The sequence below is a fragment of the Pseudomonas sp. ES4 genome (assembly GCF_050586665.1).
Classification (GTDB): Bacteria; Pseudomonadota; Gammaproteobacteria; order Pseudomonadales; family Pseudomonadaceae; genus Aquipseudomonas; species Aquipseudomonas frederiksbergensis.
Map to the genome: position 1 here is coordinate 70599 of NZ_JBOBDO010000002.1, position 25868 is coordinate 96466.

Below are 25868 nucleotides of genomic sequence, written 5' to 3' on the forward strand. Positions count from 1 at the left end.
CAACCCCGCAAAAACTTGATCCATATCAACGAAGCCCCGGGGGGCATAGGCCTATGCTTGCGCGGTCTACCTCTAAGGAGGTAGTACAGGAAAACCCTGAAACCATTGATTTATCAGTGTCTTGAGGTTTTCTTCAAAGGTTTTTGCTGACAAGGATCAGTCGACAACTCTTTAGAGGTAGCGCGCCCGGGATCGGCGGCAAAACCCCTTCCTGGAGCTCCACGTGTGCTGTTTTGCTGATTTCTTCCGGGACCTGCGCTGATGATCCGCTGGTTGCGCAGCTCCCTGCCCGCTCGCGCCGGGCTGGCGGTGATCCTGATCGCCGTCCTCGCCCTCGCCAGTTCGTTGAGCGCCGGACTGATCGCCTGGTTCAGCCAAGGCGATGCGGCCGCCATCAACACCGCCGGCTCGGTGCGCATGGAGACCTACCACCTGAGCTGGAAACTGGCCGCGGGGGTAACCGGCGAAGAAATCATCGCCGTCAGCGACAGCCTGCAAACCCGCCTCAACAGCCAGTCACTCAAGGCGGTACTGGAAGATGGTCCGACCACCGCGCTGCAACTCAGCTACGAGCAAATCCAGCAACAATGGAACGAGGATTTGCGCCCGGCACTGGAGCGTGGCGATGCCGCCTATTTCCAGGTCCAGGCCCTGCCCTTCATTGAACGACTGAACCAGTTCGTCAACCTGTTGCAGCGCCAAAGCGAACAGAAGCAAGGCTGGCAACAGGTGATCCAGGGTCTGGCCTTGTTCACCACCCTGTTCGTCCTGCTGATTGGGCTCTACGAGTTGCAGTACGGGGTCGTCATGCCCTTGAAAGAGTTGGTGGACGCGACCCAGCGCTTTCGTCGCGGCGATTTCAAGGTGCGGGTCAACCATCAGTCCCAGGATGAACTGGGCCAGTTGGCCATGAGTTTCAACGCCATGGCCGAGACAATCGAAGACTCCCATCGCACCCTTGAGAGTCAGGTCCAGCAAAAAACCCTGAACCTGCAACAAGCCAATGCCGCTCTTGAGTTGCTGTACCAAAGCAGTCGCAGCCTGGCCACGCGCCTGGCCAATGCCGAAGGCCTGGATGAGTTGATCCGGCGCTTCCAGCAACGCTTGCCCGGCTTGCGCCTGTCGCTGTGCCTGCAAGGGCAAATGCAGGCACCGGCCCAGCAGTTGCTCGCTCTGCATGGCGCGAACATCCGGGAAGTCTGCGCCAGCAGCGATTGCGCCACGTGCCAGAAGCACCATAAAGCCAGCCCGCAAACCTTCAGCATCAGCAATCAGGGCAGTGAACTGGGTGAACTCAAGGCGCACTTTGTCGACGGGCACCCGACGCAAGCCTGGGAAACCCAACTGATCCAGGCCCTGGCCAACCTGATTGGCACCTCGCTGTCGCTCAAACGCCAGCGGGAACAGGATCACCGCCTGCTGCTACTCGAAGAACGCACGATCATCGCCCGCGAGCTGCACGACTCACTGGCCCAGGCCTTGTCCTACATGAAGCTGCAAGTCAGCCGCCTGCAGACCCTGATGCGCCGTGGCGAACCGGTCGAGACCCTGGAAAACGTCACCGCCGAACTGCGCGAAGGGCTGAACAATGCCTATCGCCAGTTACGCGAATTGCTGACCACCTTTCGCTTGCAGATTCACGATGCGGGGCTGGTACAGGAACTCAAGGACACCGCCGAGGAGTTTTCCCGACGCGGCGAATTCCAGGTGCACCTGCACGTTGACGCGCTGGCCTTTCAGTTATCGGCCAGCGAACAGATCCACATTTTGCAGATCACCCGCGAGGCGCTCTCCAATTGCCTGCGCCACGCCCATGCGCAAAACGCCTGGCTGCAACTGCGTCAGGACGGTGAAACCGTCAGGCTCATCGTCGAAGACGACGGGCGTGGCTTCAGCGGTAACGTCGACCAACGCGAACACCACGGTCTGAAAATCATGGATGAGCGCGCCCGCAGCCTGCGCGGTCAACTCGAAATAGTGTCCAGGGAGCCGCAAGGCACCCGCGTCCAACTGGAATTCCAACCGGAGTTTCTCGGGCAGCAAACAGAAGGTAGCGTCACATGAACCCGTCCCTGCAACACACCATCCTGCTGGTCGACGACCACCCGATGATGCGTCACGGCATCCGTCAGATGCTCGAACTTGAAGATGATTTCCTGATCGTCGGCGAAGCCAATAACGGTGAAGAAGCCCTCAGCATGATCGAACCGCTGCAACCGGATCTGGTGCTGCTCGATAACAACATGCCGCTGATGAATGGCATTGAAACCCTGCGCCAATTACGGGCGATGCACTACACCGGCAAGGTGTTGCTGTTTACGGTCTCGGATGCCGAAGACGATATTCGCGACGCACTGCGTCTGGATGCCGACGGCTACCTGCTCAAGGACATGGAGCCCGAACTGTTGATTCAGTACATCCGCAATGCCTTGAACGGCGAATTGGTGATCAGCCCGGGGCTGACCCAGGTCATGGCCCAGGCCCTGCGCTCACCGCAGCGCCAGACTGTGGTGGAACTGACCGAGCGTGAACGCCAGGTGCTGAAAACCATCGCCAGCGGCTTCAGCAACAAGGTCATCGGGCACAAGCTGGGCATCACCGAAGGCACGGTCAAGGTTCACGTGAAAAACCTGCTGCACAAACTCGGTTTGCGCTCGCGGGTCGAGGCAGCGGTGTGGGCCATGGAGCACCTGCGCAATGCCGGCTGACAGGCATGCCTCTTTGGAGGTAGGCCGGCAGAGGCATAGGTCATCCGGCCGGCGCTCTCTACTATGAGCGTCAGCGGAGGTACGCCATGCTGACCCACCCTTCCATCGTTTTAACGTTGCGCCGTCATCATCTGTTCAGCCAGTTGCCGGAGAAAATCTTCGAGGAAGTCTGCGGCCTGGCCATGCTCAAGCGCCTGGCCTGTCACAGCACGCTCATGCACCAGGGCGACCCGGCCAAGCGTTTTTTCCTGCTGGTCAGCGGCCAGATCAAGTTGTACCGGCTGACCGGTGAAGGCCAGGAGAACCTGGTGGAGATCATTCACCCCGGCCAGACCTTTGCCGAAGCCTTGCTGTTCAGCCAGGCCCGTCTCTACCCGGTGAGCGCAACGGCGCTGAAGGACAGCGTGCTGGTGAGTATCGAGGGCAGCCATTACCGCAACGCCCTTGAAGACCAGCCGAAAGTTTGCCTGGCGATCCTCGCGAGTATGAGCGTGCACTTGCACCTGCGCCTGCGCGACATCGACACCTTGACCATGGCCAGTGCGAGCCGGCGGGTGATCAATTTTCTGTTCCAGGAACGCAACCCGGTCAGCGGCTTGATTGTCTTGCAGGTGTCCAAACGTCTGGTCGCCTCGAAGCTGGGTATTCAGCCGGAAACCTTTTCGCGAATCCTGCACCGTCTGGTGGACAGCGGCCTGATTGCCATGGAACGGCGCAATATCAGCATCCTCGCCGAAGAGGATCTCGCGGCCTTCCAATAGACGGAATTGATAGCAGTCAATGCGCAATGCCACCGGCCTTGCACACTGAAGAGGTCCATCCATGGAGAGCGCTCATGCCCCGTTCAACCTTGCCCTTGATTTACTCCTGCTCAGGCTGCTCCAACGTCGCCCAACTGGCCAACACCCTGGCCGTGCGGCTGGATCGCAGCGGCGTGGCGGAAATGTCCTGCATCGTCGGGGTCGGCGGGCACGTGGCGGCGCTGGTCAACAAGGCACGTTCGGGGCGGCGGATTTTTGCGTTGGATGGTTGCCCGTTGCAATGTGTTGAAAATTGCCTGAAGCAGCATGGCCTGCACGCGGATGTGCATCTGATTCTTAGCCATTACGGGTTGCGCAAGCGTTATGGCGAGGATTGCACGCAAGCAGAGAGTGATGAGTTGTTTGTACAGATCGGGCAGCTGATTGCCAGTGATGCTCGACAGAATCACGCCTCTGAACTGATGGTTTGAAGTCAACGCAGAGCAAATGTGGGAGCGAGCCTGCTCGCGAAGGCGGACCGGGCCTTACGCCCAACCTTCAAGTCGCAGCGTGGCCCTGACCAGACGTTGTTCCTCGCTTTCGATTTCCTTGAGGTTCTCGCAAATGCTCTGGATATGCGCGATGGCCGCCTTGCGCGCCTGTTCGGGCATACGGCCGGTGACGGCGTTGTAGAGCCGCGCATGTTGACGGTCGATCTGACGCTTTTGCGGTTCGCGGTGGTAAAGGTTATTGACCGAGGCAAACACCGTGCTCAGCAGCAAGTCCGTCAGCGAGCGCAAGGTCTGCACCAGCACCGGGTTGTGCGAAGCCTCGCAAATCGCCAGGTGGAACGCGTGATCGAGCCGGGCGTGTTCGCTTGCCTCCAGCGAGCGGCTATGGGCATTACACAACGCCTCGTAGCTGCGGGTGATGAGGACGAAATCGGCGTCGGTTCCGCGCAACGCTGCCAGGCGTGCGGACTCGCCTTCGAGCAGGCTGCGGACCTCGAACAAATCGTAGAGTGTGCGCGGTTGTGAGCTGAACAAGTGCATCAACGGCGACGCGGCACCGTGTCCCGAAAGATCGGCCACAAAAGAGCCTTTGCCCTGCTCTGTCTTGATAATCCCGCGAGCGCGCAACAACTTCAGGCCCTCGCGAAGTGCCGTGCGGGAAACGCCGAGTTTTTCGGTCAGACGACGTTCCGACGGCAACAATTGCCCGGTCTTGAGCACCCCGTCGACGATCAGACGCTCAATACGCTCACAGACCACGTCTGCGACTTGCGGATTACGGTTCGTTTCTGCCCTTTCCATCGACTCTCCAACTGGTATGACCAGCCTCACTACCAAAACAACAGATGTTCAAACACCAAGCTATATTTATGTTTTAGAACATCTTTTTTAAATCAATAAAGAACCATCGAATAAAAAACTGGTTCGACCAGCCAAACAACACATAGACAGTAGAGCGCCTCAGGCCAATGATGCAAGTCAGTGGTAAACGGACACAGACCTCCTATAAAAACAACTGAGGGTCGTCAACCGCCTATGAACATTCTTTACGATGAACGCGTCGATGGCGTCCTGCCCGATGTCGACAAAATTGCCTTGCTGCAAGCCCTGCAAACACAATGGCCGGATCTGGAAGTCCTGCATCAACAGGAAGAACTCAAACCGTACGAATGCGACGGGCTTTCTGCTTACCGAACCACGCCCATGCTGGTGGTGCTGCCACGCAACGTTGACGAGGTGCAAGGTGTGCTTCGACTCTGCCATGAGCGGCAAGTCGCGGTGGTCGCCCGCGGTGCCGGCACCGGTTTGTCCGGCGGGGCCTTGCCGCTGGAAAAAGGCGTGCTGCTGGTAATGGCGCGCTTCAACTCTATTCTGCACATCGACCCCGCCGCCCGTACGGCTCGGGTACAGCCGGGGGTGCGCAATCTGGCGATTTCCCAGGCTGCAGCGCCGTTTGGCTTGTATTACGCGCCGGACCCTTCCTCGCAGATCGCTTGTTCAATCGGCGGCAATGTGGCGGAAAACGCCGGTGGCGTGCATTGCCTGAAATATGGGCTGACCGTGCACAACCTGCTCAAGGTCGACATCCTCACCGTCGACGGCGAACACCTGACCCTGGGTTCCCAGGCGCTCGATTCTCCGGGCTTCGATCTGCTGGCGTTGTTCACTGGCTCCGAAGGCATGCTCGGTGTCATCACCGAGGTCACGGTCAAACTGCTGCCCAAACCCCAGACCGCCAAAGTGTTGCTGGCGGCGTTCGATTCCGTCGAGAAGGCGGGCCGTGCGGTGGGTGACATTATTGCCGCCGGCATCATCCCCGGTGGCTTGGAAATGATGGACAACCTGGCCATTCGCGCCGCCGAAGACTTTATCCACGCTGGATATCCAGTCGACGCCGAAGCCATTTTGCTGTGCGAGCTCGATGGCGTTGAAGCCGATGTTCATGATGACTGCGACCGCGTGCGCCAAGTGCTGCAACAGGCCGGCGCCACCGAAGTGCGCCAGGCCCGCGATGAAGCCGAACGCGTGCGTTTCTGGGCCGGGCGCAAGAATGCATTCCCGGCGGTGGGTCGCCTCTCGCCGGATTATTACTGCATGGACGGGACAATCCCGCGCCGCGAGTTGCCCGGCGTACTGCAGGCGATTGCCGCGTTGTCAGCCGAGTACGGCCTGCGGGTGGCCAACGTTTTTCACGCCGGTGACGGCAACATGCACCCGCTGATTCTGTTCGATGCCAACCAACCGGGCGAGCTCGACCGCGCTGAAGCCCTGGGCGGCAAGATCCTCGAATTATGCGTGAAGGTCGGTGGCAGCATTACCGGTGAACACGGCGTGGGCCGGGAGAAAATCAATCAGATGTGTGCGCAGTTCAATAGCGATGAGTTGACCGTGTTCCATGCCGTCAAAGCGGCCTTCGATCCGAGTGGTTTGCTCAACCCCGGCAAGAACATCCCGACGCTGCACCGCTGCGCCGAGTTTGGCGCCATGCACGTTCACATGGGTCAGTTGCCCTTCCCTGAACTGGAGCGTTTCTGATGCGCAGTGAACACGACAACGACGACAGCGCCTCGCTGCTGGAGCAGGTCAATCAGGCGCTGCAAAACGCCACGCCGTTGCGCATTCAAGGCTCCAACAGCAAGGCGTTTCTTGGGCGCATTGTGGCAGGCGAAGTGCTCGACACGCGCAGCCACCGAGGCATCGTCAGCTACGACCCGACTGAGCTGGTGATCACCGCCCGCTGCGGCACTCCTTTGACAGAACTGGCCGAAGTGCTGGACGCGGCGCAGCAGATGCTGCCCTGCGAACCGCCCTCCTTCGGCGACGGCGCCACGGTCGGCGGCATGATCGCCAGTGGGCTGTCGGGACCACGGCGTCCCTGGTCGGGCTCCGTCAGGGACTTTGTCCTCGGGACCCGCGTCATTACAGGCCACGGCAAGCATTTGCGCTTTGGCGGCGAAGTCATGAAAAACGTCGCCGGCTACGACCTGTCGCGCTTGATGGCCGGCAGCTACGGCTCGCTCGGCGTGGTCACCGAAGTCTCGCTCAAAGTCCTGCCCAAGCCGCGTCAAGCGTTAAGCATCAGCCTGGAAATGGACAGTGACCGCGCCTTGCTGCGCCTCGCCGAATGGGGCCAGCAGCCGTTGCCGATCAGCGCTGCGTGCCACGATGGGCAACGCCTGCACCTGCGACTTGAAGGTGGCGAAGGCTCGGTGGCTGCGGCACATGACCGACTCGGCGGCGAGTTGCTCGACGCCTCGTACTGGAGTGATCTCAACGAACATCGATTGAGCTTCTTCGATGAGGACCAGGCACTTTGGCGCCTGTCCGTCCCTCACAACACACCTCGACTTTCCCTGCCCGGCCGCCAATTGCTCGATTGGGGCGGTGCGCAGCGCTGGCTCAAATCTGACGCGGAGGCAGCGTTCATCCGCTCGATCGTCGAAGAAGTCGGCGGGCATGTGACCTGCTATACCCATGGCCTGATCGACAGTCCGTTTCAACCCTTGCCTGGCGCACTGATGCGCTACCACCAGAGCCTGAAGCAACAACTCGATCCCCGGGGCATCTTCAACCCCGGGCGCCTGTACGCGGAGCTTTGACCCATGCAGACCACCTTGAGCGAACAAGCCCGCCAACTGCCCCGCGCCGAAGAAGCCGAAAGCATCTTGCGCACCTGCGTGCACTGCGGTTTCTGTAATGCCACCTGCCCGACCTATCAATTGCTCGGCGATGAACTGGACGGACCGCGGGGGCGCATCTACCTGATCAAACAGGTTCTGGAGGGCAACGAAGTCACGCAGAAGACCCAACAGCACCTGGATCGCTGCCTGTCGTGCCGTAACTGCGAAACCACCTGCCCTTCCGGTGTCGATTACCACAACTTGCTGGACATCGGCCGGGCGGTGGTCGATGCGGCGGTGCCGCGCCCACTCGGTCAGCGCTTGTTGCGCGAGGGACTGCGCAGCGTCGTGCCCAATCCGGCATTGTTCAAAGGGCTGGTCAGCAGTGGCCAGGTGTTCCGGGCGTTGTTGCCCAACACCTTGCAGATCAAGTTGCCGCGCCGCATCTATCCGGCCAAGCCACGCCCGGTCACTCGCCACGCCCGGCAAGTGCTGATGCTCGAAGGCTGCGTGCAACCGAGTCTGTCACCCAATACCAACGCGGCCGCTGCGCGAGTACTGGATCGCCTGGGAATCAGCGTCATCGCGACCCGCGAGGCCGAATGCTGCGGCGCCGTGGATTATCACCTCGACGCTCAGACGGCCGGCCTGGATCGCGCCCGTCGCAACATTGACGCGTGGTGGCCAAGCATTGAAAACGGTGCCGAAGCCATCGTGCAAACCGCCAGCGGTTGCGGCGCCTTCATCAAAGATTACGGTCACTTGCTCCGCACCGACCCGGCCTATGCCGAGAAGGCGAAAAAGGTCAGTGAGCTGGCCAAGGATCTGGTCGAAGTGCTGCGCGACGAACCGCTGGAAAAACTCGGCATCCACAGCGCCCAACGCCTGGCCTTCCATTGCCCCTGCACCTTGCAGCACGCGCAGAAACTGGGCGGTGCGGTGGAAGCGATTCTGACCAGTCTTGGGTTCAACCTCACGCCGGTTGCCGACAGTCACCTGTGCTGCGGCTCGGCGGGCACCTATTCGCTGACCCAACCCGAACTGTCCCGGCAACTGCGCGACAACAAGCTCAATGCGCTGGAAAGCGGACACCCCGAAGTCATTGTCACCGCCAATATCGGCTGTCAGTCCCACCTCGACGGTGCGGGCCGAACCCCTGTCAGGCACTGGATCGAACTGGTCGAAGCCGCCTTGCCCTAACCGAGTACTGGAGAGTCCCCATGAAAAGCAAAGCCGTACTGAGCCAGACCGAAGTCAGCCAAATCCTCGCGGCTGCACGCACCGAAGCACAGAAAAACCAATGGGCCGTGACCATCGTGATTGTCGATGACGGCGGCCATCCCCTGGCCCTCGAACGCCTCGACGGCTGCGCTCCGATTGGCGCCTACATCGCCACCGAAAAGGCCCGCACGTCGGCCCTGGGTCGGCGCGAATCCAAAGGCTATGAAGAGATGGTCAACGGCGGGCGCTACGCCTTTTTGTCCGCGCCATTGCTGACGTCCCTTGAGGGCGGCGTGCCGATCATTGTCGACGGCCAGGTGATCGGTGCGGTTGGCGTGTCCGGGGTCAAAGCCGAGCAGGATGCGCAAGTGGCCAAGGCCGGTGCGCAATGCTTGAAATGAACTGAACATCACAACTCAACCGGCTATTTGTTTCATATTGTTTGATTTCACCCATTTGCCGGAAGCTTCTTTCGTCTGCCCATCCCAAAAGCAAGCGCCCCAAACCATCTCAGGCGTTTGCTTGAGTCACACGCCCCCCGGATACCGGTCAGTTAAGAAACAACACAATCCGTAGCAGCTGGCGAAGCCTGCGTTCGGCTGCGAAGCAGTCGCAAATTCAGAACACACGGTGTGCCAGGCAGACCGTGGATGTCGGATTTACGACTGCTCCGCAGCCGAACGCAGGCTTCGCCAGCTGCTACAAGAATGAGTTGTTGCGCAGATTGCTTAACTGACCGGCATTAGGCGCCGACCTCTTTTTTTGGTGAGCGGCTACGCTCGATAGGTATCGCTCACCGACCTGCCCAAGAGGAAGCGCACAGATGCCCCGTCTCACTGCGAAAGACTTTGCTCCGGAACTGCTCGAACTGTACGACTACTACGCCCACGGCAAGATCAACCGGCGTGAGTTTCTGGATCGGGCGGCGTTGTTCACCTTGGGTAGCTTGACCGCCAGCGCGCTGCTCGCCGCCCTGAGCCCGAATTATGCGCTCGCCGAGCAGGTTGAATTTACCGACCCGGACATTGTTGCCGAGTACATCACCTATCCATCACCCAAAGGTAACGGGCAAGTCCGTGGCTATCTGGTGCGCCCGGCGAAAGCCACCGGCAAGGTGCCAGCGGTGGTGGTCGTGCATGAAAATCGCGGGCTCAACCCGTATATCGAAGACGTCGCGCGGCGTGTGGCCAAGGCAGGCTTCATCGCCCTCGCCCCGGATGGCCTGACCTCGGTGGGCGGCTATCCCGGCAACGATGACAAAGGCCGGGAGTTGCAGGCGACCGTCGACCCGGAAAAGCTCATGAACGACTTTTTCGCCGCCATCGAGTGGTTGATGAAGCATGACGCGAGCAGCGGAAAAGTCGGTATCACCGGGTTCTGCTACGGCGGTGGTGTCGCCAATGCCGCGGCCGTGGCTTATCCGGAACTGGGGGCTGCCGTGTCCTTTTATGGTCGCCAGCCAGAAGCCAAGGATGTCGCCCGAATCAAGGCGCCAGTGATGCTGCACTACGGTGAACTGGATACACGCATCAACGAAGGCTGGCCCGCCTATGAAAAGGCACTGAAAGCCGCGGGCAAGACCTATGAAGTGTACATCTACCCCGGCGCCAACCACGGTTTTCATAATGACTCCACGCCTCGATACGATGAGGCCGCAGCCAAGCTGGCCTGGGACCGGACGCTGGGGTGGTTTCGGCGGTACCTGGCTTGATAGTGAGGTTGCTCGTCTGTTGCCAAATAGAGTTGGCGGTGCACCAAACAGTCGAGCAGGATCATCACGTCTCAATCACATCATCCGCCCAACTGATGGCCGCAACGACGGTAGGAAAACCGATCGTGCTGGTCAGTGAGATCAGCGTGTGACGGATCTGCTCTGGCGTGGCCCCCGCCTCCAGTGCCCGTCGGGTATGGCTGTGTACCGCGCCCTCAGAGCGAATGGCCGCCGCGGCACCGAGCTGGATCAGCTGGACAACGATCTCTTCCAGGGGGCCGGTATGACGCACCGCCGTACCCAAGGCCTCCACGGCGGCCAGGTAATCCGGGTACTGCTGTTCGAGACGCTGGTAGGTGTTGTGCGCTTTCTTCTTTGTCATGTTTGTTTCCTCGCGTTGGAGGGCGATCAATTCGCACTTCTGCGTCCGAGTCATCAGGTTGCGATTGGCGAAACTTGCACACTGCAACAGTAGGCTACGCTTACAGCAGCTTATTGCACACGATGCTCGCGTCTGCAGGTTTTGGTTGGTTCTGGAGAGCGTCTGCAACAGCTATTTCAGACAGGTCCAAACCATTCACGCAGGACTACGTGATGACCGAGCCCCTCCTCAGTTTTGATCAACTCAAGCGTGCCGCCGCGTCCGGCGAGATCGATACCGTTCTGGTCTGCATGGTGGACATGCAAGGCCGGCTGGTCGGCAAACGATTCCAGGTCGAGTTTTTCATCGACAGCGGCCATGAAGAAACCCATTGCTGCAATTACCTGCTGGCCGACGACATCGACATGGAGCCGGTGCCGGGTTACGCCGCGGCCAGCTGGAGCAAAGGCTATGGCGACTTTGTGCTCAAACCTGACATGGCCACGTTGCGGCGGGTGCCCTGGCTCGAGTGCACGGCGCTGGTGCTCTGCGATGTGCTCGATCATCACCATCGGCGCGACCTGCCGCACAGCCCGCGGGCGATCCTGAAAAAGCAGGTTGAGCGACTGCGCGAGCGCGGTTACACCGGCATGTTCGCCTCGGAGCTGGAGTTCTATCTGTTCGACGAGAGCTACGAGGCGATCCACGAGCGCAATTACCACAAGCCGAAAACCGCCGGTCATTACATCGAGGACTACAACATCCTGCAGACCACCCGCGAAGAGCCAGTGCTGCGGGCGATTCGCAAACATCTGCAGGCCAGCGGCATTCCCGTGGAAAACTCCAAGGGTGAATGGGGGCCGGGCCAGGAAGAGATCAACATCCGTTACGCCGATGCGCTGACCATGGCCGACCACCACGTCATCATCAAGCACGCCTGCAAAGAGATCGCGCAATTGCAGGGCAAGGCGATCACGTTCATGGCCAAGTGGCGTTATGACGCTGCCGGTTCCAGCAGCCACATCCACAATTCGCTGTGGGACAAGAACGGTAAAAAGCCGCTGTTCTTCGACACCAAGGCCGAGTTCGGCATGTCGAATTTGATGCGCTCCTGGGTGGCCGGGCAGCTCAAGTACGCCAACGACATCACCTGTTTTCTCGCGCCTTATATCAATTCGTACAAGCGCTTCCAGGCCGGCACCTTTGCCCCGACCCGGGCGGTGTGGAGTCGGGACAATCGCACTGCGGGCTTTCGCTTGTGCGCAGAAGGCAGCAAATCCATCCGCATCGAATGCCGCATTGGCGGGGCCGACCTCAACCCATATCTGGCCTTCGCCGCGTTGATCGCTGCAGGACTGGCCGGTATCGACGAGAAGCTCAATCTCGCGCCGCCCTTCGAAGGCGATGCCTACGTCGACGAACACTTGCCTGAAGTATCGAAGACCCTGCGCGAAGCCTGCGCCGCACTTCAGGGCTCGACGATGTTGCGCGAAGCGTTCGGCGATGAAGTGATCGACCACTACGTGCACACCGCCGAATGGGAACAGAAAGAGTACGACCGGCGGATCACCGACTGGGAACTGCAGCGCGGGTTTGAACGTTACTGAGACCGCCATCATGACTTCAACGATTCAACTCATCTCACCGGTCGATGGCCGAGTCTATGCCGAACGCCGCTGCGCCGATGCAGCGCAAATCGACCAGGCGCTGGCGGCGGCCGAAGCCGCCCAGGCGCAATGGAAACGCCGGCCACTGACCGAACGCGCAGCTTTTTGCAACGCCGCGGTGGACGCTATGCTGGCCATGAAGGCTGACATCGTGCCGGAACTGGCCTGGCAGATGGGCCGTCCGGTGCGCTTTGGCGCTGGCGAACTGCGCGGTTTCGAAGAGCGTGCCCGGCATATGATCGCCATCGCGCCTGAAGCCCTGGCGGCGATTGAACCCACGCCTATTAACGGTTTTCGACGCCATATCAAACGCGAACCGCTGGGGACGGTGCTGGTCGTCGCCCCCTGGAATTACCCCTATCTGACGGCAGTGAACACGATTATCCCGGCGCTGATGGCCGGCAACAGCGTGATCCTCAAACACGCGTCGCAAACGCTGCTGGTGGGTGAACGGTTCGCCGAGGCCTTTCGCCGCGCCCATATGCCCGAAGGGTTGTTCCAGAACCTGCTGCTCAGTCATGTTTATACCGGAGCGATCATTGCCTCTGGACGCGTGCAGCAAGTGAACTTCACCGGTTCGGTCGAAGGCGGTAAATCCATGGAGCATGCTGCCCTCGGGGGTTTCCTCGGCGTGGGCCTGGAACTCGGCGGCAAAGACCCGGCCTACGTCCGCGCAGACGCCAACCTCGAACATGCGGTGGAAAACCTGGTGGACGGCAGCTACTTCAATTCCGGGCAAAGCTGTTGCGCAGTTGAACGTATCTATGTCGATGAAAAAATATACCCGCTGTTTGTCGAACGCTTCGTCGCGCTGACTCGCCAATACGTGCTGGGCAACCCCTTGGACGAAGCCACCACGCTCGGCCCGCTGGTGAATCCGGGCGCGGCCGATTTCGTCCGCGGGCAGATCGCCGATGCGCTGTCAAAAGGCGCAACGGCCCTGATCGACACAAAGACCTTTCCCGCCGACGCACCGGGCAGCGCTTACCTCGCGCCGCAAGTGTTAGTCGACGTCACCCATCAAATGTCGGTGATGCGCGAGGAGAGCTTTGGTCCCGTGGTCGGCATCATGCCGGTGGCCAGCGACGATGAAGCCATTGCCTTGATGAACGACAGTGAATTCGGGCTCAGTGCTTCCATCTGGACGCAAGACCTTGACGCCGCCGAACGCCTGGGCAACGAGATCGACACCGGCACCGTGTTCATGAACCGCTGCGATTACCTGGACCCGGCCCTGGCCTGGACCGGAGTGAAGAACAGCGGGCGCGGCGTCACGCTGTCGCGCTTGGGTTATGAACATCTGACCCGCGCGAAATCCTTCCATTTGCGCCATGAGATCTAAGCCATGAGCCTGACCGCGAACTGGAATTACCCCACAAGCATTCGCTTCGGTGTCGGCCGCATCGCCGAACTTGCCGAGATTTGCCGCAGCCAAGGGATCCAGCGACCGTTGCTGGTCACCGACAGTGGCCTGGCGCGTGCCCCGATCACCCTCTCGGCAGTGGACGCCTTGCGCGCCGCCGGCCTCGGCGTCGCGCTGTTTTGCGACCTTAAACCCAATCCGGTCGAAGCCAACCTGGCGGGCGGACTCGACGCCTGGCGCGCCGGCAAACACGATGGTGTGGTCGCCTTCGGCGGCGGCAGTGGCCTGGACATGGGCAAACTTATCGCCTTCATGAGCGGCCAGACCCGACCGGTGTGGGATTTCGAAGACATCGGCGATTACTGGACCCGCGCCGACGAAGGCAGCATCGCCCCGATCATTGCAGTGCCGACCACGGCGGGCACTGGCTCCGAGGTGGGCCGTGCGGCGGTGATCATCGATGAGCGTACGCACACCAAACGCATCATCTTCCACCCGAAGATGATGCCGCGCGTGGTCATCAGCGACCCGGCCCTGACCGTCGGTATGCCGGCCAAGGTCACCGCGGGCACCGGCATGGATGCGTTTGCGCATTGCCTGGAATCGTACTGCGCCCCCGGCTTCCATCCCATGGCCGAAGGGATTGCGGTTGAAGGCATGCGCCTGGTCGCCAACGCCTTGGTGCGAGCCGTACACACACCCTCGGACCTGGAGGCGCGAGCGGAAATGCTCGCAGCTGCTGCGATGGGTGCTACCGCTTTCCAGAAAGGCCTGGGCGGGATGCACGCCCTCTCACATCCGGTGGGCGCCCTGTACGACACCCATCACGGCATGACCAACGCCACCTTCATGCCTTATGTCCTGAAATTCAATCGCCCGGCCATCGAGGAACGCATCACCCGCCTGGCGGCTTATTTGCGTCTGCCCTCGCCCGGCTTCGACAGTTTTCTGGCCTTCGTCCTCAAGTTGCGCAAGGACATCGGCGTGCCCCATACGCTGATTGAGCTGGGAGTGGATGACCGGCAGGCCGACCTGATCGCGGACATGGCGATTGTTGACCCCTGCGCTGGCGGCAACCCGCTGCCCTTGACCCGAAATGGCGCGGCAGAGATTTTCGACGCGGCGTACCACGGCCGCCTGTAGGAGCATTGCTTGTCCATGGCCAAGGTGCGAACGCGCAGCATGGACGGGGTTTATCCGTTAGAAAAAGGAGCAGTACGACAAGGGGTTGAAGGCCAGCCCATCCGGCACCGAAAAACCCGGGTGGATGCGTATCAAAACCTGAAGGGGCACACAACATGAAGCCAACAAGCCAGCCTGGCACGAGCGCGCCGCAAGACGATGACGTCAAGCTGCTGCACAGCATGGGTTATGCCCAGGAGCTCTCGCGACGCATGGGCGTTTTCTCCAACTTTGCCATTTCCTTTTCGATCATCTGCATCCTCTCGGGTGGTATCAACTCACTCGCTCAGGGGACCTCAGGTGCAGGCGGTGCGTCAATCGGCATCGGTTGGCCGATCGGTTGCCTGATCTCCGGATTTTTCGCCATGGCCATGGCGCAGATTTCCTCGGCCTACCCCACCGCTGGCGGCCTCTATCACTGGGGTTCGATTCTCGGTAACCGCTTCACCGGCTGGCTGACCGCATGGTTCAACTTACTCGGGTTGATTACCGTGCTCGGTGCAATCAACGTCGGCACCTATTACTTCTTTTTCGGTGCCTTCGGACCCGCCCTGGGAATGGAAGACACCACCACGACCCGGGTGATTTTCCTGGCGATCCTGACCGGCATCCAGGCCTTGTGTAATCACCTGGGTATCGGCCTGACGGCGAAGCTCACCGATTTCTCGGGCTATCTGATTTTCGCCACAGCGCTCGCGCTGACCATCGTCTGCCTGATCTCGGCGCCCAGCTATGAGTTCGCCCGGTTATGGACCTTCAGCAACTATTCCGGCGAGGCTGGCGGCAGCGTTTGGCCACAGGTGTCGAACGGCTGGGTTTTCATGCTCGGCCTGCTCTTGCCGATCTATACCATCACTGGCTATGACGCCTCCGCGCATACCTCGGAAGAGACCCGGAATGCGGCCATGTCGGTGCCTCGCGGCATGGTCATGTCGGTGGTCTGGTCGTTGCTGTTCGGCTGGGTCATGCTCAGTTCGTTCGTGCTGATGCTGCCGAGCATGGACGAGGCGGCGAAGCAAGGCTGGAGCGTGTTCTTCTGGGCCATGGATACCCAGGTCAATCCGACGGTGAAAGTGGCGCTGTACGTGGCGATTTTCATCTCGCAATTCCTTTGCGGGTTGGCGACCGTGACCTCGGTCTCGCGCATGATCTTCGCGTTCTCCCGGGACGGTGGCCTGCCCTTCTCCAAAGCGCTGTCCTCGGTCTCGCCGACCCTTCGCAGCCCGGTGGCAGCAATCTGGACCGGTGCCACGCTTGCGGTGTTGTTTGTCTGGGGATCGTCAGTGATATCCATCGGTGAAACGCCGGTCTACACCATCGTGGTGTCCTGCACAGTGATCTTCCTGTTCTTCTCCTTCATCATTCCCATCGTGCTGGGCCTGTTTACCTATGGGACTTCGAAGTGGCCGACCATGGGGCCGTGGAACATGGGACGCTTCTGGTACACAGTATTCGCCCTCCTCTCGATCCTCTCGATGGTGGTTATTTTCGTCATCGGTATCCAGCCACCAAACGATTGGGCGCTGTACATCACCCTCGGTTTTCTGGTGCTGACGGCGATTGTCTGGTTCGGGTTTGAAACGCGACGCTTCCAGGGGCCGCCGATAGGCGACATGATCGTCAAGCGTCAGGCTGAAATCGCGGCGGCGGAAGCGGCGTTGAATAGACAGGCTGGAAACTGATTGCTAGTTACGCGTGACGTTGACTCTGTGGCGAGGGCGCTTGCTCTCGCCAGACTGCGATTTTTTAAAGGATCATTGCAACGCAAGAGAGGGCGTTAATGGCATTCTCATCTCAGTCTGTGATTGGGCAATCCCAGGATCAGTACCCATGGATCAACAGGGCGCAGGGCCGGCAGGAGGCATGCAATGGAATTGAAGTTCAGTCACGTCGATATATTGGTCAAGAATCTCGAGGAAGCCTGTGCTTACTACGCACAGATACTGAAAGCCAGAATCTCCAAAACGCTCGTCTGGGAGCGAGGTGGTCTGCATGTGCGCTACGCGATTGCGCTGATCGGCCAAGAGCGTTTCATGTTGGTTCAGCCGTTGGCGGGGAACCTGAAGGAACTGTTGGACGCCTCGGGCGAGGGGATGATCTATCGCCACTGCTACTCGACACCGGACATCGAGAAGGCCTATGACGAATTGATGGTCGCCGATGTTCAGCCAGAAGATGAAAACGGCGCGCCGTTGGCCCGAGAGAATCTGCTATCCCCGTCCGGAGCCCGCATCATCTGGTTGCCCAAGCGTTTCGGGCACTTCTCCATCGAGATCCTGGAAGAAAAGGCGCTGGAAGCATTTGTCGAGGCGGCGTTTGCCTGAGAGACACAAGCCCGAACGCACGTAACCCCATCGGTCCAGCAGGTATTCGCTAGGCCGGTGTCATCTTTGTCATGGAAGATGCAGTGAAGCCCTATCTCACTCTCTAGGCTTCGTGCACCAACCTCTGCCATCATTGAAGAGTTTACAAACCGAGCAGAAAACATGAACCGTCGTAAAAAAATACAGCAGTTGTTAAAGGCTCACGCAAAAAAGGCCAGTGCCAAATTGGCACCGGCCAGTAAGTCTAAATATATTAGTAAAGCTGACCGGTTGAAACTGGCTGCTGAGCCTGGTCCGGATTCGATTATTTCCCCTGACAGCTGATCTATTCAACAGCGCGGGTCGCCGTCCAGATGCTGGAGCCAACAGCCTCGTTTATCGCTACATCTCGACCTGTGTGCCCAGCTCTATCACCCTGTTAAGCGGCAATTTGAAGTACTTCAGATTGCTGTTGGCGTTCTTGAGTAAAAAGGCAAACAGGCTCTCTCGCCAACGAGCCATACCCATGCGCTTGGTCGCAATGACCGTTTCTCGGCTGAGGAAATAGGTCGTGCGCATCGGACTGAAATCCAGATCGGCCAAGTGACAGAGACTCAAGGCCAGGGGAACATCCGGCTCCTCGATAAACCCGAAGTGCAGACTGACCCGGAAGAAGCCTTCACCATAGGCTTCGACCTCGAATCTTCTGTCAGCACTGACGCGAGGGCTGTCTTCAGACACTACCGTGAGCAACACGACTTGTTCATGCAAAACCTGGTTATGCAACAGGTTGTGCAGCAGCGCATGAGGAACGGCATCGGCCCGGGCCGTCAGAAACACCGCCGTGCCTTGTACGCGATGAGGAGGCTGCGTACGGATGCTGCTGATGAAGAGCGGCAGAGGCAGCGCGGTTTCATCCAGCCGCTCAACCACAATTTTCCTGCCCCGCTTCCAGGTCGTCATCAAAATGAACAGGCCGATGCCGGCAATCACCGGGAACGCACCGCCCTGAAAAATCTTCGGCGCGTTGGCGGCGAAATACAGACCGTCTACCAGCAAAAATCCGAGCAGCATCGGGATGGCCAACCAGCGCGGGGTTTTCCACAAGAGCAGCACGACAGCCGAAGACAGGATGGTTGTGATCAGCATGGTCCCCGTCACAGCGACACCATACGCTGCGGCCAAAGCACTGGACGACTCGAAACCAATCACCAACAACACGACACCGACCATCAACGCCCAGTTAACCGTGCCGATGTAGATCTGCCCTTGCTCCTGGCTGGAGGTGTGCTGGATAAACATGCGAGGGACGTAACCCAGCTGGATGGCCTGGCGAGTCAGGGAGAAAGCACCGGAAATCACGGCTTGAGACGCGATGATGGTAGCCAGTGTGGAGAGCGCGACCATCGGCAACAGTGCCCACTCGGGCGCCAGCAAATAAAACGGATTGCGCACAGCCTCCGGGTTTCCCAGAATCAAGGCGCCTTGGCCAAAGTAGTTGAGCACCAAACCGGGCAACACGAGAATGAACCAGGCACGAGAAATCGGTTTGCGACCAAAGTGCCCCATGTCCGCATACAGCGCTTCAGCACCGGTCAATGACAACACGACGGCACCCAGGATGGCCACGCCGATCCCCGGATGCGCGATGAAAAAATGAGCGCCCCAGTATGGGTTGAGCGCTTGCAAGACTTCCGGGCGCTGCAAAATGCCATGGATCCCCAGCGCACCTAACACTACAAACCACAGCACCATCACTGGGCCGAACAGGATCCCGATGCGAGCCGTGCCGTGTTTCTGGATCAAGAACAGCGCCACCAGCACGATCACTGACAAGGGCACAACCCAGTGTTCTATTCCGTCAAACGCCAGCTGAAGTCCTTCAACCGCAGAGAGCACTGAAATAGCCGGGGTGATCATGCTGTCCCCGTAAAAAAGCGCCGCACCGAACAGGCCCAGCAGAACCAGTACCTTGCTCAAGTGCGGATAAGGTGTTGCCGCGCGACGGGCTAAAGCCGTCAACGCCATAATCCCGCCTTCGCCCTGGTTGTTGGCGCGAAGGATGAACAGCACGTATTTGATCGAGACCACCCAGATCAGCGACCAGAAAATCAACGACAGAATGCCTAGCACGCCGTCGTGATTTACCTGAACGCCGTAGTGACCGGAAAATACTTCTTTCAACGTGTAGAGGGGGCTGGTGCCAATGTCCCCGTAAACCACCCCGACAGCGGCGACGAGCAAGCCTGCACCTGACGTTTTGGCTTGAGAATTTTCATGTGCAACGGACGTTGTTTCGCTCACGGTAGACTCTCTGAATGAAGGGGGAGAAAGTGCATGCCATCCTTGAGCGAGACGGCTCCCCGAGGCCGTTTGAGACAGGCGGCCGTAAAGAGGCATTGATTCAAACGGTTACTGATGACCTTGGTTGACACCTCGCTTAGCCAAGAGGTGAAGTGCTATACGTAACGAAGACGTTAAAAAACGCGGCCAGTATCGTGTGGGACGAAAATGACCACCGTAAAGAAAGCGTAAAAAATCATATGAGAGGCGAGCCTTGGACATTCGATCGTCCAAAACCCTGACGGGCAGATCAAACCACCCTCGTTGCGCAATGGATCAGCCAAACAGGCTCACGCGGACCTGGCGGCGATGGATCCTGTGCCTGAGCATTGTCGTGCCCGGCATCGCCGGTGCAGAGACACGCCCCGAGAACATGGTGTATCTGCGCACGATTGAGCCGGGCATCGAGCAAGACATTCGCTATGCCAGCGCTCACAACTTCACCGGGCACCCACTCGACGGTTACGCCGCGCCACAGTGTCTGTTATCGCTGGACGCCGCCAAGGCCCTTGCTCGGGTACAAACGGCATTGCGGGCGCAGGGCTACGGTTTGAAGGTGTTTGACTGTTATCGACCGAGCCGTGCCGTTGCCGATATGGGGCGCTTTGCGTCGGAGCCGGGTGACCCGCGCAAGGCCGAGTTCTATCCGCGCGTGGACAAGCAGGATTTCTGGCGCCTGGGCTACGTGGCCCGGGTGTCGAACCACTCCAAAGGCTCAACCGTGGACCTGACACTGACCGGCCCGGATGCCCTGCCCGCCGATACCTGGACCCCTTCAGCCGGACAAGTCGATTGCACCGCCCCTTATGGCCAGCGTTGGCGCGACGGCGCGCTCGACATGGGCACGGGGTTCGATTGCTTCGATGAGCGCGCACATACCGACAACCCGACGATCAGCGCTGCCGCCAGGGACAATCGCCAGAAGCTCAGCAGGGCCATGGAGAAAGAAGGATTTATCGGGTATTCCAAGGAATGGTGGCACTTCACCTACAGCGGGGACGGTTCTCCGAAGAACGTCATGGACTTCCCCATTACGCCGCTGGCTGCGCGCGATGTTCTCGACACCGCCAATCAGCTGATTGTGGTCACCACAAAAAACTGGACTGACATTCAGGGCACTGCCCAGCGCTATGAGCGACAAGACAACGGCTTTCGAAAATACGAAGGGGCGTTTCCGGTGGTGGTCGGCAAGAGCGGTCTGGCGTGGGGCAAGGGCCTGAGCAGCGTTGAGCAACGCGAAGGTCCGGTCAAACGTGAAGGTGACGGCAAAGCACCTGCCGGGGTGTTCAAACTGGGAACCGCGTTTGGCTACGACAGCACGGCCGACACCAGACTGCCTTACCTGGCACTCACCCCGACCATCGAATGCGTGGATGACAGCCAGTCCACGCGCTATAACGAGCTGGTCGACGGAGCAGCTGCTTCGAAAGACTGGGACAGCTCCGAACAGATGCGTCGCGATGACGACACCTATCGAAAAGGCATTTTCATCGAGCACAATACGCCAGCGTCCCCCGCCTCGGGCTCGTGCATTTTCTTCCACATCTGGCGCGGCCCCACCTCGCCGACGCTGGGTTGCACCGCCATGGATCCAGCGGATATTTCTCGATTGTTCAATTGGCTGGAGCCTCGCCAGTCCCCTCTGCTGGTTCAAATGCCCGAAACGGAATACGAGCACTTTCGCGAGAGCTGGAACCTTCCCGAACGTTGATGGCGGGTAGACGGTGGCTGGAGGTTCTGGCCATCGCCGAAGACCAGCCAGTTCAAATTCGTATACCCTATCTGCAATTCAATCCTGACGATCACGACCGTGGCCCTGACCAAACTCAACGCTCCCGACCTTGGCAATTCGCCTTCGACGTCGGAAATCATCACCCGTCATCTGCGTGACGCCATCGTCGCCGGGCATTTCGCCGAGGACGAGCCGATTCGCCAGGACGACATCGCCCGTCAGTTCAACGTCAGCAAGATTCCGGTGCGCGAAGCCCTCAAGCGCCTGGAGGCCGAAGGCCTGGTGATGTTCCAGCGCAATCGCGGGGCGATGGTCACCCGGGTTTCCGATGCAGAACTGGCGCAAATGTTCGAAGTGCGCATGCTGCTCGAAGACAAGGTGCTGCGCTTGGCCATTCCGAACATGACCGAAGAAACCTTCGCCCGTGCCGAACGCATCTGCCAGGAGTTCATCGGCGAAGATGATGTGGGCCGCTGGGCCGAGCTCAACTGGGAACTGCACGCTTGCCTTTACGAGCCGGCGCAACGACCGTTTCTGGTCGGCCTGATCCGCTCGGTCAACGACAAGCTGGAGCGCTACCTGCGCATGCAGATGAGCCTGTCGGCCGGCAAGGAACGCGCCGATCACGAACACCGGGAAATCCTTGCGGCTTGCCGCGCCGGTGACGTGGACCTGGCGGTGAAGTTGCTCGACGAGCACATTGCCGGCGTCTGCAAGACCCTGTTCGAGCACCTGCCTCACCACCACTGACCGCTCGCCGCACTGTGCCGATTTCGTCATCGGCACTGGATAAAACCATCAAGCCGGCAAACCCTCCCACAGGCCACTCTTTCGTTCACTCATCTGAACGGACGTGGCCATCCCATGAAACGCATCACCGTGATCGACTCCCACACCGGCGGCGAACCGACCCGCCTGGTGACCTCCGGCTTTCCTGACCTGGGCAACGGCAGCATGGCCGAGCGTCGACAGCTGCTGGCCGAACAGCATGATCAATGGCGCGCCGCTTGCGTGCTGGAACCCCGAGGCAGCGATGTGCTGGTCGGCGCCCTGCTCTGTGAGCCGGTGGACCCGAGCGCCTGTGCCGGCGTGATTTTCTTCAACAACAGCGGTTACCTCGGCATGTGCGGCCACGGCACCATCGGCCTGGTGGCCTCGCTGGCGCATCTGGGCAAGATCGGCCCCGGGATGCACAGCATCGAAACCCCGGTGGGCACGGTGCAAGCGACGCTGCATGAAGACCATTCGGTCAGCGTGCGCAACGTGCCGGCCTACCGTTACCGCAAAGCGCTATCGTTGCAGGTGCCGGGGATCGGTCAAGTGACCGGCGATGTTGCCTGGGGTGGCAACTGGTTCTTCTTGATCGCCGAGCACGGTTTGCGTATTGCCGGCGATAACCTCGATGCGCTGACCGCCTACACCTTCGCCGTGCAGCAAGCACTGGAAACTCAGGGCATTCGCGGCGAAGACGGCGGCTTGATCGACCATGTCGAGCTGTTCGCCGATGACGAGCAGGCCGACAGCCGCAACTTCGTCCTCTGCCCCGGCAAGGCCTATGACCGCTCTCCGTGTGGCACCGGCACCAGTGCCAAACTGGCGTGCCTGGCGGCCGACGACAAATTGCAGCCGGGACAGATCTGGCGTCAGGCCAGTGTCATCGGCAGCGAATTCGAGGGTTCCTACGAACTTCAGGGCGAACGCATTGTGCCGACCATTCGCGGCCGCGCCTTTATCAGCGCCGAAGCCAGCCTGATCATCGAACAGGACGACCCGTTCGCCTGGGGCATTCGTCCGTGAACGAGGGCCGGGTGGCCGATGTGATCGTGATCGGCGCCGGCATCATCGGCGCCGCTTGTGCCCAGACGCTGGCGGGACGCGGCTTGCGCGTGCTGGTACTGGACGCCGGCCTGCCCGGCGCCACAGCGGCGGGCATGGGCCACTTGCTGGTCCTCGACGACAACCCGGCCGAACTGGCCCTCAGTCAGTATTCCCTGCAACGCTGGCGCGAACTGGCGCCGGCCCTGCCCGACGGCTGCGCCTACCGGTGCAATGGCACCCTCTGGCTGGCGGCCAATGCCGAAGAAATGGCCGTCGCCCACAGTAAATACCTGAATTTGCAGGCCCAAGGCGTGGCCTGCGAATTGATCTCCAGCAGTGCCTTGCACCAGCGCGAACCGGAATTGCGCGAGGGCCTGGAAGGCGGATTGCTGATCAATGGCGACGGCATTCTGTATGCGCCGGCAACCGCCAATTGGATGCTCGACACACCGAACATCAGCCAACGTCGGGCGCGGGTCAGCGAAGTCGATGGCAACCGTGTGCGCCTCGACGACGGTCACTGGCTAAGCGCCGAAGCGGTGATTCTGGCCAACGGCGTCCAGGCCAACGCGCTGTGCCCGGAGTTGCCGATCGAGCCGAAGAAAGGCCACTTGCTGATCACCGACCGCTACCCCGGCAAAGTCACTCACACCCTGGTGGAACTCGGCTACGTCACCAGTGCCCACAACGCCAGCGGCCCTTCGACGGCTTGCAACATTCAACCCCGGCCGACCGGACAACTGTTCATCGGCGCCTCACGCCAATTCGGCACCACCGACCCGCAAGTCGAGGGCTGGATGCTGGCGAAAATGCTCCGGCGTGCCACCGATTACATGCCGGGTCTGGCTCAGCTCAACGGCATCCGCGCCTGGACCGGTTTTCGCGCTGCCAGCCCCGACGGCTTGCCGCTGGTGGGTCAGCACCCGCAACGCAAAGGCTTATGGCTGGCGGTCGGTCACGAGGGCCTTGGCGTGACGACCGCCCCCGGCACCGCTGACCTATTGGTCGCGCAGCTGTTCGACGAAACGCCGCCGCTGGCCGCGCAACCGTATCTGCCGCAACGTTTTCTCGGAGAGCCCGTTTATGCCTGAATTGATGCTCGACGGACGTACCCTGCGGGTCGCCGAAGGCACCAGCGTCGCTGCTGCACTGGCCCTGAGCGGCGACGGCTGCGCGCGCACCTCGGTCAGTGGCCAACGCCGCGCACCGTTGTGCGGCATGGGCATTTGCCAGGAATGCCGGGTGACCATCGACGGTCGGCGGCAGCTGGCCTGCCAGACGCTGTGCCGTGATGGCATGCACGTGGAGACTCAAGCATGAACGAATACGCCGACCTGCTGATCATCGGTGCCGGTCCCGCCGGCATGGCCGCTGCGCTCGCTGCGGCGCCCAGCGGTGCGCGCATCGTCTTGCTCGATGACAACCCGTTGCCAGGCGGACAAATCTGGCGTGACGGCCCTCAAGCCCAGTTGCCGAACCCGGCGCGTCAGATGCGCGAGCGATTGGAAGCGTGCAGCAACATCCGCCGTCATTCAGGCACTCGAGTGATCGCCTGCGCCGGGCCGAAACAACTGCTGGTCGAAGACGCCGATCGTGGCTGGCTGATCGGCTACGACAAACTGATTCTCTGCACTGGCGCCCGCGAGTTACTGCTGCCCTTCCCCGGTTGGACGTTACCCGGCGTGACGGGTGCGGGTGGCCTCCAGGCATTGATCAAGGGCGGGCTGCCGGTGCAGGACGAACGCATTGTGATTGCCGGCAGCGGACCGTTATTGCTGGCCAGCGCCGCCACCGCAAAACACAACGGCGCCCGGGTATTGCGCATCGCCGAGCAGGCCAGCGCGGTCGCCGTCGCCGGTTTCGCCGCGCAGTTGCCACGCTGGCCATACAAGCTGATGCAATCGGTCACGTTGTTCGACCACCATTACCGTCCCGGCACCCATGTACTGGCCGCCCTGGGCAATGAGCGGCTGGAAGGTGTGCGTCTGCAACAGCAAGGGAAAATCGTCGAACTGGAATGTGATCGCCTGGCCTGTGGCTTCGGTCTGATCCCCAATACCCAACTCGGCCAGGCCCTTGGCTGCGAACTTGAAGGTCTGGAGATTGCCGTCGATGCCTGGCAGACCACTCGCCGCGCTGATCATTACGCGGCGGGCGAATGCACCGGTTTCGGTGGCAGTGAACTGGCATTGGTCGAAGGCGCCATCGCTGGCCACGCCGCCGTCGGCGACCTTGATTCGGCCCGAGCATTGTGGCCGCGCCGTGCGCGTTGGCAGGGTTTCGCCGACGCCCTCAACAAGGCATTCGCCCTCGACCCGCAACTCAAGTCGCTGGCGCAACCCGACACCCTGGTGTGTCGTTGCGAAGACGTGCCTTACGCAGCGCTTGCCGAGCACACGGACTGGCGCGAGGCCAAATTGGCCAGTCGCTGCGGCATGGGCGCCTGTCAGGGCCGGGTGTGTGGCGGTGCGCTGCAGCACCTGTTCGGCTGGCAACCTTCGGCACCACGCCCGCCGTTCAGTCCGGCGCGGATCGAGACCTTGCTGTGCCTGGACGACACCCCGCCGGCCTGAATGCCGGCTCGGGG

Annotated in this window: 24 protein-coding genes; 21 read left to right on the forward strand and 3 right to left on the reverse strand. The window is 60.4% G+C overall.

The window, feature by feature from the left end; translation table 11 throughout:
* The first annotated feature begins 261 nt into the window (after nt 1-261).
* The 4 genes from ACQ4OB_RS02460 (at nt 262) to ACQ4OB_RS02475 (ending at nt 3939) form a co-directional block, all read left to right on the forward strand.
* Nucleotides 262-2064, forward strand: coding sequence for a HAMP domain-containing protein (locus ACQ4OB_RS02460; RefSeq protein ID WP_074877137.1), 1803 nt, complete (start codon nt 262-264; stop codon nt 2062-2064).
* Nucleotides 2061-2708: a two-component system response regulator NarL gene (narL, locus tag ACQ4OB_RS02465; RefSeq protein ID WP_076030943.1), complete on the forward strand. Its 648-nt coding sequence runs from the start codon at nt 2061-2063 to the stop codon at nt 2706-2708. Before ACQ4OB_RS02460 ends, narL begins: the two co-directional genes overlap by 4 nt.
* Before the next feature lie 86 nt (nt 2709-2794).
* Nucleotides 2795-3469 carry a Crp/Fnr family transcriptional regulator gene (locus ACQ4OB_RS02470; RefSeq protein WP_074877141.1) on the forward strand — a complete coding sequence of 225 codons (675 nt, stop codon included), beginning with the start codon at nt 2795-2797 and terminating at the stop codon, nt 3467-3469.
* A gap of 74 nt (nt 3470-3543) precedes the next feature.
* The gene (locus ACQ4OB_RS02475) at nt 3544-3939 is read left to right on the forward strand and encodes a putative zinc-binding protein (protein WP_074877143.1); all 396 of its coding nucleotides are present in this window, start codon (nt 3544-3546) and stop codon (nt 3937-3939) included.
* 54 nt (nt 3940-3993) lie between these two features.
* On the opposite strand, the gene glcC is transcribed toward ACQ4OB_RS02475, so the two are convergent.
* Nucleotides 3994-4761 carry a transcriptional regulator GlcC gene (glcC, locus tag ACQ4OB_RS02480; RefSeq protein ID WP_102614426.1) on the reverse strand — a complete coding sequence of 256 codons (768 nt, stop codon included), beginning with the start codon at nt 4759-4761 and terminating at the stop codon, nt 3994-3996.
* Between the two features lie 234 nt (nt 4762-4995).
* On the opposite strand from glcC, the gene glcD reads away from it, so the two are divergent.
* From glcD to yghX, 5 genes are all read left to right on the forward strand, one after another.
* Entirely contained in the window at nt 4996-6495 is a 1500-nt protein-coding gene (gene glcD / locus ACQ4OB_RS02485; RefSeq protein WP_430955052.1) for a glycolate oxidase subunit GlcD, read from the forward strand.
* Nucleotides 6495-7559, forward strand: coding sequence for a glycolate oxidase subunit GlcE (gene glcE / locus ACQ4OB_RS02490; RefSeq protein WP_430955053.1), 1065 nt, complete (start codon nt 6495-6497; stop codon nt 7557-7559). The genes glcD and glcE overlap by 1 nt, the downstream gene beginning before the upstream one ends.
* Nucleotides 7560-7562: 3 nt before the next feature.
* Nucleotides 7563-8780, forward strand: a complete 1218-nt coding sequence (glcF, locus tag ACQ4OB_RS02495) for a glycolate oxidase subunit GlcF (RefSeq protein WP_430955054.1) — start codon at nt 7563-7565, stop codon at nt 8778-8780.
* Between the two features lie 20 nt (nt 8781-8800).
* Nucleotides 8801-9202: a heme-binding protein gene (locus ACQ4OB_RS02500; protein WP_074877152.1), complete on the forward strand. Its 402-nt coding sequence runs from the start codon at nt 8801-8803 to the stop codon at nt 9200-9202.
* Nucleotides 9203-9624: 422 nt separating this feature from the next.
* The gene (gene yghX / locus ACQ4OB_RS02505) at nt 9625-10512 is read left to right on the forward strand and encodes a YghX family hydrolase (RefSeq protein ID WP_430955055.1); all 888 of its coding nucleotides are present in this window, start codon (nt 9625-9627) and stop codon (nt 10510-10512) included.
* Between the two features lie 64 nt (nt 10513-10576).
* Here yghX and ACQ4OB_RS02510 read toward each other — a convergent pair whose 3' ends face one another.
* Entirely contained in the window at nt 10577-10894 is a 318-nt protein-coding gene (locus ACQ4OB_RS02510; RefSeq protein WP_008157167.1) for a carboxymuconolactone decarboxylase family protein, read from the reverse strand.
* Nucleotides 10895-11106: 212 nt separating this feature from the next.
* On the opposite strand from ACQ4OB_RS02510, the gene ACQ4OB_RS02515 reads away from it, so the two are divergent.
* The 6 genes from ACQ4OB_RS02515 (at nt 11107) to ACQ4OB_RS02540 (ending at nt 17733) form a co-directional block, all read left to right on the forward strand.
* Complete coding sequence (locus ACQ4OB_RS02515) at nt 11107-12480, forward strand: glutamine synthetase family protein (RefSeq protein ID WP_102614430.1); 1374 nt, start codon at nt 11107-11109, stop codon at nt 12478-12480.
* Nucleotides 12481-12490: 10 nt separating this feature from the next.
* On the forward strand, nt 12491-13882 hold the full coding sequence (locus ACQ4OB_RS02520; protein ID WP_430955056.1) for an aldehyde dehydrogenase family protein: 1392 nt from the start codon (nt 12491-12493) through the stop codon (nt 13880-13882).
* Nucleotides 13883-13885: 3 nt separating this feature from the next.
* The gene (locus ACQ4OB_RS02525; RefSeq protein WP_074877174.1) at nt 13886-15046 is read left to right on the forward strand and encodes an iron-containing alcohol dehydrogenase; all 1161 of its coding nucleotides are present in this window, start codon (nt 13886-13888) and stop codon (nt 15044-15046) included.
* 155 nt (nt 15047-15201) lie between these two features.
* The gene (locus tag ACQ4OB_RS02530) at nt 15202-16767 is read left to right on the forward strand and encodes an amino acid permease (RefSeq protein ID WP_430955057.1); all 1566 of its coding nucleotides are present in this window, start codon (nt 15202-15204) and stop codon (nt 16765-16767) included.
* Nucleotides 16768-16953: 186 nt separating this feature from the next.
* Nucleotides 16954-17409, forward strand: a complete 456-nt coding sequence (locus tag ACQ4OB_RS02535; protein ID WP_074877179.1) for a VOC family protein — start codon at nt 16954-16956, stop codon at nt 17407-17409.
* Nucleotides 17410-17571: 162 nt separating this feature from the next.
* Nucleotides 17572-17733, forward strand: coding sequence for a DUF2986 domain-containing protein (locus ACQ4OB_RS02540; protein ID WP_074877181.1), 162 nt, complete (start codon nt 17572-17574; stop codon nt 17731-17733).
* Between the two features lie 57 nt (nt 17734-17790).
* On the opposite strand, the gene ACQ4OB_RS02545 is transcribed toward ACQ4OB_RS02540, so the two are convergent.
* Complete coding sequence (locus ACQ4OB_RS02545; protein ID WP_102614434.1) at nt 17791-19692, reverse strand: potassium transporter Kup; 1902 nt, start codon at nt 19690-19692, stop codon at nt 17791-17793.
* A 310-nt stretch (nt 19693-20002) separates the two neighbouring features.
* Between ACQ4OB_RS02545 and ACQ4OB_RS02550 the strand changes: the two genes are divergently transcribed.
* The 6 genes from ACQ4OB_RS02550 to ACQ4OB_RS02575 all read left to right on the forward strand — a co-directional run bounded on the left by ACQ4OB_RS02550 (nt 20003) and on the right by ACQ4OB_RS02575 (nt 25854).
* Nucleotides 20003-21442 carry a M15 family metallopeptidase gene (locus tag ACQ4OB_RS02550; protein ID WP_430955058.1) on the forward strand — a complete coding sequence of 480 codons (1440 nt, stop codon included), beginning with the start codon at nt 20003-20005 and terminating at the stop codon, nt 21440-21442.
* A gap of 99 nt (nt 21443-21541) precedes the next feature.
* Nucleotides 21542-22213, forward strand: coding sequence for a GntR family transcriptional regulator (locus tag ACQ4OB_RS02555; protein ID WP_174553771.1), 672 nt, complete (start codon nt 21542-21544; stop codon nt 22211-22213).
* A gap of 114 nt (nt 22214-22327) precedes the next feature.
* Entirely contained in the window at nt 22328-23260 is a 933-nt protein-coding gene (locus ACQ4OB_RS02560; protein ID WP_430955059.1) for a 4-hydroxyproline epimerase, read from the forward strand.
* On the forward strand, nt 23257-24372 hold the full coding sequence (locus tag ACQ4OB_RS02565) for an NAD(P)/FAD-dependent oxidoreductase (protein WP_430955060.1): 1116 nt from the start codon (nt 23257-23259) through the stop codon (nt 24370-24372). The genes ACQ4OB_RS02560 and ACQ4OB_RS02565 overlap by 4 nt, the downstream gene beginning before the upstream one ends.
* The gene (locus ACQ4OB_RS02570; protein WP_102614438.1) at nt 24365-24601 is read left to right on the forward strand and encodes a (2Fe-2S)-binding protein; all 237 of its coding nucleotides are present in this window, start codon (nt 24365-24367) and stop codon (nt 24599-24601) included. The genes ACQ4OB_RS02565 and ACQ4OB_RS02570 overlap by 8 nt, the downstream gene beginning before the upstream one ends.
* Nucleotides 24598-25854 carry an FAD-dependent oxidoreductase gene (locus ACQ4OB_RS02575; RefSeq protein ID WP_430955061.1) on the forward strand — a complete coding sequence of 419 codons (1257 nt, stop codon included), beginning with the start codon at nt 24598-24600 and terminating at the stop codon, nt 25852-25854. Before ACQ4OB_RS02570 ends, ACQ4OB_RS02575 begins: the two co-directional genes overlap by 4 nt.
* Nucleotides 25855-25868: the final 14 nt, after the last annotated feature.